The sequence below is a fragment of the Modicisalibacter luteus DSM 23508 genome (assembly GCF_000378505.1).
GTDB lineage: Bacteria > Pseudomonadota > Gammaproteobacteria > Pseudomonadales > Halomonadaceae > Modicisalibacter > Modicisalibacter luteus.
The window spans coordinates 1-5,558 of record NZ_KB900025.1; the positions used below are offsets into that span (position 1 = coordinate 1).

Sequence of the window (5,558 nt, forward strand, 5' to 3'; positions counted from 1 at the left end):
AGGACGCCCGCGCTGCCGTCCCCGAAAGCTTCACGCAGATAAAGCTTACGATCACCGACGTTGCCGCCGGTCATGTCAGGCTCGCGGCATCCAGCCTCGCATTGCTCGCCGGGGCGTGGAGGATGGTCAACGACTCGGACGCCATCGCTGGGTTGTCGAGCGGACCTTTGCCTGGCTGGGGCGAATGAGGCGGTTGGCTATACGCTATGAGCGCCGTGTCGATATTCATTATGCCTTCACGCTGCTGGGATGCTCGCTGATCTGTCTGAACAAGCTTCAAGGTAGGTTTTGAAAGGCACTGTAAGACTGCGCCGAGATCCGCGCAGCGGCTACGGGCCACCGGTAGCCTGTTCCAAGCCTCGATCGGGAATTTTAATTAATACAAAAAAGAGCCCTTGGGCCATCAACAGGGGCGCAAGCAAACGCAAACTCGTCAGCGTTCTACGCCTTCCATGACGCGTCCGGCTTCCTGTGCCAGAACGCTGCCTTAATTAACACGTTAGAAACTTATGACGCTTGGCATCAAGCGAAGCGTTATGGCCGTGCTCTAATCGGTAGGTATTTCATGCTACGAAAAGAAAAGCCCGAGCTTCACAGCTGGGGCCTTTTTCGCACTCGCTTCGTCTATCTCAAGCATTGGCTTTCTCCGTCCCTGGAGAACCACTTGGCCACGAGGAGTCTCACTACCAATGCCTGAACGACTCTACGCAGCGTAGTACACGGTCTCTTGAGTCTGCCAGCTTTGCAAGAGTACCTCTTGATTTGCAAACAAAACCCTGCGCGTAAGCGGGGTAGGTAGCCCTAAGCACATAAGCTTTATTGTTACAGCCCGCTGTAGATCCCGCGGGGGGGTAGCGGAAAAGCTGGGCAAGGCATTCGAGAGGATCGATGAGAGCACCACAGTATCGCGTACGCCTGAGCAGCGCGTCGCCCACATCTCGTTCATTGACTACGGCGGCCCGGCTGCCTTCCGCAACTCCACGTTTCTCAAGAAGCTCACCCAGGGCGTGTGTAACGGGCAGTTCCATTGGATCAAGGCTGGCGAACGTGTGCTTCCGGGTCTCGTCATTCGCCGTAACGAGGAGCGCTGATGCCGTGTTCCGCTCTAATCATTTGGGTAGCGAGCAGGCAAAGAAGCAGCCGACCAGTTGGCGGAAATACAGAGAAAGCAAAACAGCCGAACCTAGGTCGATAAGTGACCAGTCGCTCTCGGTTCTTGGCCGTTAAAATTCTCGCATGCCAGCTTGGCCTCGCTCTCAGGGGTATAGATACCGTATCCCTTGTCAGTTTCGGTGTCGTAAACAAGATACCTGGAAGAACGGTTACTCTCCGCTTCGCTGTGCGCGTCTCGGTAGCTGTACGCCAGTGCGGGCGCCTGTGCGCCTTTTGCTTTCCGGGTCGCCCAACCCGGCCGGGCATTTTGGCCCGATAACGTTAAAATTTCAGAAGGGGCCTTCCACGTACACTCGTGTGTCTCGTTATAGGCATTGCAATGTGATAGAGCGTCTGTTTGGCTGGATGAAAGAAAACGGCGGCTCTGTACTCGCTACGACAAGCTGGCGAAAAGCTACCGCGCCATGGTCACGCTGGCCTGCAACGGACGCTGCCTGCAGATCTATTTCAGACAAAGCGCAGGACGCAGATTTCTCGATTCTTGGCGTGACATACGTTATCGCTCACCGGCTCTCTTCGACGAGCTTCGCAGATCACTTGTATGTCAGGTTAGCGTTTATAGCATGCTCCAACGCGATACCGGCCACCGAGGCGCCAGGCTGTTGGCACGCTTCGACGATCTTGGCCTTGAACTCGGCAGTGAAGCGACGACGCTTCCGAGGCGCTTCCAGCATGCTTAACTACTCATGATAAGTACCCGCTTAGGAATAGGTGTATACCTATGGATACCTACCGTTATGAATTCGGGGCTTAGTGGAAGAGGGGATCACCGGCCGGTTGTACTTAGCATAACCCCAATAGCGTAATCAGCACAGCTGAGCCAGACTGAGCTTGGCTGGGATTACATACGCACAGTGCGAACTGTAAATGCGACGAAGATGGTGTAAGGGAGACGACGCCTAGCCCCCTCGCAGAACAACAGCGGATCCCTCCATAAGGGATGCTAGAGACGGAACGGAGAGATCAGCTTGAGTCATCTAACCAATAAACAGGATACCCGTTTCTCCGAGAACTCGGACCTACATAACCTAGCGACCGAGTTGCTTGCTAAGGCGGATATCCGTATCAACGGCAGCCGCCCTTGGGATATCCAGCTTAAGTCGCCCGGTGTTATTGACCGCGCCCTTTCCGAAGGCAACCTAGGCTTGGGGGAGGCCTACATGGATGGCCATTGGGACGCTGAGGAGCTGGACGAATTTTTTTCCCGCCTGCTACGCGCACACCTTGATGCAGAAATCAGACCTAGCAGATTAATACTGCATGCTCTGCGCGCCAAGCTGGCTAATTTACAGAGCTTCAAACGTGCCTGGCAGGTCGGCGAGACACACTATGACCTCGGCAATGATTTCTATGCTGCCATGCTTGACAGGCGTATGACCTATACCTGTGGATACTGGAGGAATGCCACAACTCTCGATGAGGCACAGGAAGCCAAGCTTGACCTGATCTGTCGCAAACTGGAACTCAAGCCTGGTATGCGGATCCTTGATATCGGCTGTGGCTGGGGCAGTTTCATGGCCTATGCTGCCGAGCACTACGGTGTAGAGTGCGTAGGGATAACCATCTCACAGGAACAGACAGACTACGGCAAGCAGCTCATGAAGCAGGGCTTACCGGTAGAGTTCCGTCTGCAAGATTATCGCGAGGTGAGCGAGTCGTTCGATGCCATCGTTAGCATCGGCATGTTTGAGCATGTCGGGCGCAGGAACCACCGTGAATACATGGAAGTAGCCCATCGCTGCCTGAAGGACGGCGGCATGTTTCTGCTACATACTATCGGCAAGAATGTTCGAGAGAGTACGCCCGACCCATGGATCGATAAATATATCTTCCCTAATGGCGATCTGCCTTCCATCGGGCAGATTGGAGATGCAGCGGGCGGGCTATTCGTAACCGAGGACTTGCATAATTTCGGTGCCGACTACGATAAGACTTTGATGGCCTGGTATGCCAATTTCGAGAAGGCATGGCCACAATTCTATGATCGCTTCGGTGAGCGCTTCTACCGCATGTGGCGCTATTATCTGCTGTCATGTGCCGCGGCGTTCCGCGCTCGTGATATCCAGCTCTGGCAGTGGGTGCTGTCAAAGCAGGGCATACTCGGTGGTTATCAAAGGTTAAGTGAGTAATTTCTATCAGCTTTCAGCTTTCAGCTTGCCTTGCCGAGCGAATCGAGAAACTTCTGGCACCAGTAGTGGATATCATTCTTGCGTAGCACCTCTATCATCTGTTGCCAGCGTGCCTTGCGCTCTTCAAGTGGCATGACCAGAGCTTGGTCCAGCATATCGGCTACACCCTCGGCGTCGTAGGGATTACACACTAGTGCGCCCTCCTGCAACTCCCAGGAGGCCCCGGCCAGGTGGGACAGTACCAGTACTCCGGGATCTTCCGGGTCCTGGGCGGCCACGAACTCCTTCGCCACCAGGTTCATGCCATCTCGCAATGGCGTCAGGAAGCCGACACGGCTTAAGCGTAAAAAGCCCAGGATCGATTCGCGGCTGTAGCCGCGGTTCAAATAGCGCAGCGGAGTCCAATCGTAGTCCGAAAACCGGCCATTAACGTGCCCGGCGAGGCGTTCAAGCGAAGTACGCAGTTCCGCATACTCTGGCACATCGGTACGCGAGGGCGGAGATATCTGAACGAAGACAACATGGCCGTGCTGATGCTCGGCCTTCTCCAGCAATCGCTCGAAGGCCTGGAATCGCTTGTAGATTCCCTTGCTGTAATCGAGGCGATCGACGCCCATGATTATCGCGCGATCGAGTAGCGAATTAGCCATCCGTTTTCCGGTATTGCTCTCGACGCCCTGGCGCGCCATCTCCTGTGCAGTATCCAAGTCAATCGAAATGGGGTAGGCCTCGGCCCGGAAGCAGCGACCCTCAGCCTCAATGGTACCATCCTCGTAAAAGGTGGCGTCGAGGCCGTGGCGTATGCAGTCCTCGAAATTGCGCAGGTCGCATTTCGTCTGGAACCCGATCACATCGTAGGCGCTGAAATAACGCAGCAGGTTCTCGTAATCGGGCAGGATGCGAAGCACGTCCCACGGCGGGAACGGCGTATGCAGGAAATAGCCGATGGGGGCGTCAATACCTGCCTGGCGAAGGAAGTGCCCCAGCGGAATCAACTGATAGTCGTGTACCCAGATACGTGAATGAGGCTCGACCAGCGTGGCGACGTGACGCGCATAGCGCTGGTTGACGTGCAGATACTCTTTCTGGTTCGTACGGTCGTACACCACCTTCTCGGTGCGGTAGTGAAATAGTGGCCAGAGCACCTCGTTGGAAAACCCAATATAGAAGGCTTGGTGGCCATGCTCCGTTAAAGGAAACGTCGCGAAGCGCACCGAGTCGAAAGTGTAGTGGATAAGTTGCGCATCAGTATCTTGATCGATTTCCCCACTCCAGCCGACCCATAGTCCCTTGTTCTTCTGAAGGGCATTCATGACGCCAACCGCAAGCCCCCCTTGACTTCCTCCTGAGCTCATGGGAGAGGGGACTCGGTTAGAGACGACAATTAATGCGTTATCCGGTTCCTTGGACATGGAAAATCCCTAATAGCAAATGGTTAGCGACGTCGTACTCACCCTTTCGGTCACCGATAAGATGCTCAGCTATGCTCTGCTATAATCATTATCATCAGGGTCTTTTACATTAACTTTTGTGCTCGACCAGGCGATACTAAGTAAATGACCCAAACAATTTCGGCTCCGCCTAGCCTGGTCATTGCTCACCAATTAAAACAGAATCTATAGAAACAATTTTGGAGCTCTTAGAGATTACCTCCTGTCTCGCTGCTTTAGCCCCCACAACGCCAACCCGCCGACGGCCACCAGCCCGGCTACGGTTGCTGCACGCTGATTGGCACGGCGGTGTGCCCGGGCACGACGCTGGACGATATCCCGTTCCGGTGGCCCATCTCGTAGCGCACCCCGCGAAGTGTCCATAGCCATGTGCAGCACTTCGGCGATATGCAACGCTTGCCGGTTCGTGGTCTCGGCGATTTGCTCACGGCAGCTGAAACCATTGGTGATAATCAAGGTGTCCTCAGCAGCGCCACGCACCTTTGGCAGCAGCACCCGCTCGCCGGCGCCAATCGACACATAATATTTCTCTTTCTCGAAGCCGAACGAGCCGGACATGCCGCAGCATCCGGAATCGAGGATTTCGTAATCCAGCCCCATCTTCTGCATCAGCGCCTGCTCCGCATCCAGATGCATAATGGCCTTGTGATGACAATGACCATGCACCAGCGCCTTGCGCTCGAGCCTGGGCGGCTGGTAGTTCTCGGCCCGGTTCACCAGGAAGTCGCTGAACATCATGCTGTTGTCGTGGAGCCGCCGGGCCCGGGCATCATCGGGAAACAGGTTGGTCAACTCATCGCGGAAC

General features: G+C 55.1%; 5 protein-coding genes and 2 pseudogenes. 4 read left to right on the forward strand and 3 right to left on the reverse strand.

Annotated elements, in window-relative coordinates; genetic code table 11:
• The 3 genes and pseudogenes from F568_RS24735 to F568_RS26005 form a co-directional block, all read left to right on the forward strand.
• A partial coding sequence (locus F568_RS24735) for a transposase (RefSeq protein ID WP_156817504.1) occupies positions 1-292 on the forward strand: 292 nt, incomplete at its 5' end.
• A 571-nt stretch (positions 293-863) separates the two neighbouring features.
• The gene (locus tag F568_RS26495; RefSeq protein WP_371827871.1) at positions 864-1,091 is read left to right on the forward strand and encodes a glycoside hydrolase family protein; all 228 of its coding nucleotides are present in this window, start codon (positions 864-866) and stop codon (positions 1,089-1,091) included.
• Between the two features lie 385 nt (positions 1,092-1,476).
• Positions 1,477-1,622, forward strand: a pseudogene (locus F568_RS26005) (IS5/IS1182 family transposase); the annotation flags it as partial.
• Positions 1,623-1,706: 84 nt separating this feature from the next.
• Here F568_RS26005 and F568_RS23715 read toward each other — a convergent pair.
• On the reverse strand, positions 1,707-1,847 hold the full coding sequence (locus F568_RS23715) for a transposase (RefSeq protein WP_019020853.1): 141 nt from the start codon (positions 1,845-1,847) through the stop codon (positions 1,707-1,709).
• 294 nt (positions 1,848-2,141) lie between these two features.
• Here F568_RS23715 and cfa point away from each other — a divergent pair, with 294 nt between their 5' ends.
• Complete coding sequence (gene cfa, locus F568_RS0121760) at positions 2,142-3,302, forward strand: cyclopropane fatty acyl phospholipid synthase (RefSeq protein WP_019020854.1); 1,161 nt, start codon at positions 2,142-2,144, stop codon at positions 3,300-3,302.
• A gap of 20 nt (positions 3,303-3,322) precedes the next feature.
• Here the strand turns inward: cfa and F568_RS0121765 are convergent, their stop codons facing one another.
• Positions 3,323-4,714 carry an alpha,alpha-trehalose-phosphate synthase (UDP-forming) gene (locus tag F568_RS0121765; RefSeq protein WP_026300719.1) on the reverse strand — a complete coding sequence of 464 codons (1,392 nt, stop codon included), beginning with the start codon at positions 4,712-4,714 and terminating at the stop codon, positions 3,323-3,325.
• 234 nt (positions 4,715-4,948) lie between these two features.
• Positions 4,949-5,558, reverse strand: a pseudogene (locus F568_RS25340) (hypothetical protein); the annotation flags it as partial.

Bases quoted from the DNA above. Each gene is read 5' to 3' on its own strand.
- F568_RS23715 (WP_019020853.1), bottom strand. From the start codon at position 1,847: ATGCTGGAAGCGCCTCGGAAGCGTCGTCGCTTCACTGCCGAGTTCAAG.
- F568_RS0121765 (WP_026300719.1), bottom strand. From the start codon at position 4,714: ATGTCCAAGGAACCGGATAACGCATTAATTGTCGTCTCTAACCGAGTC.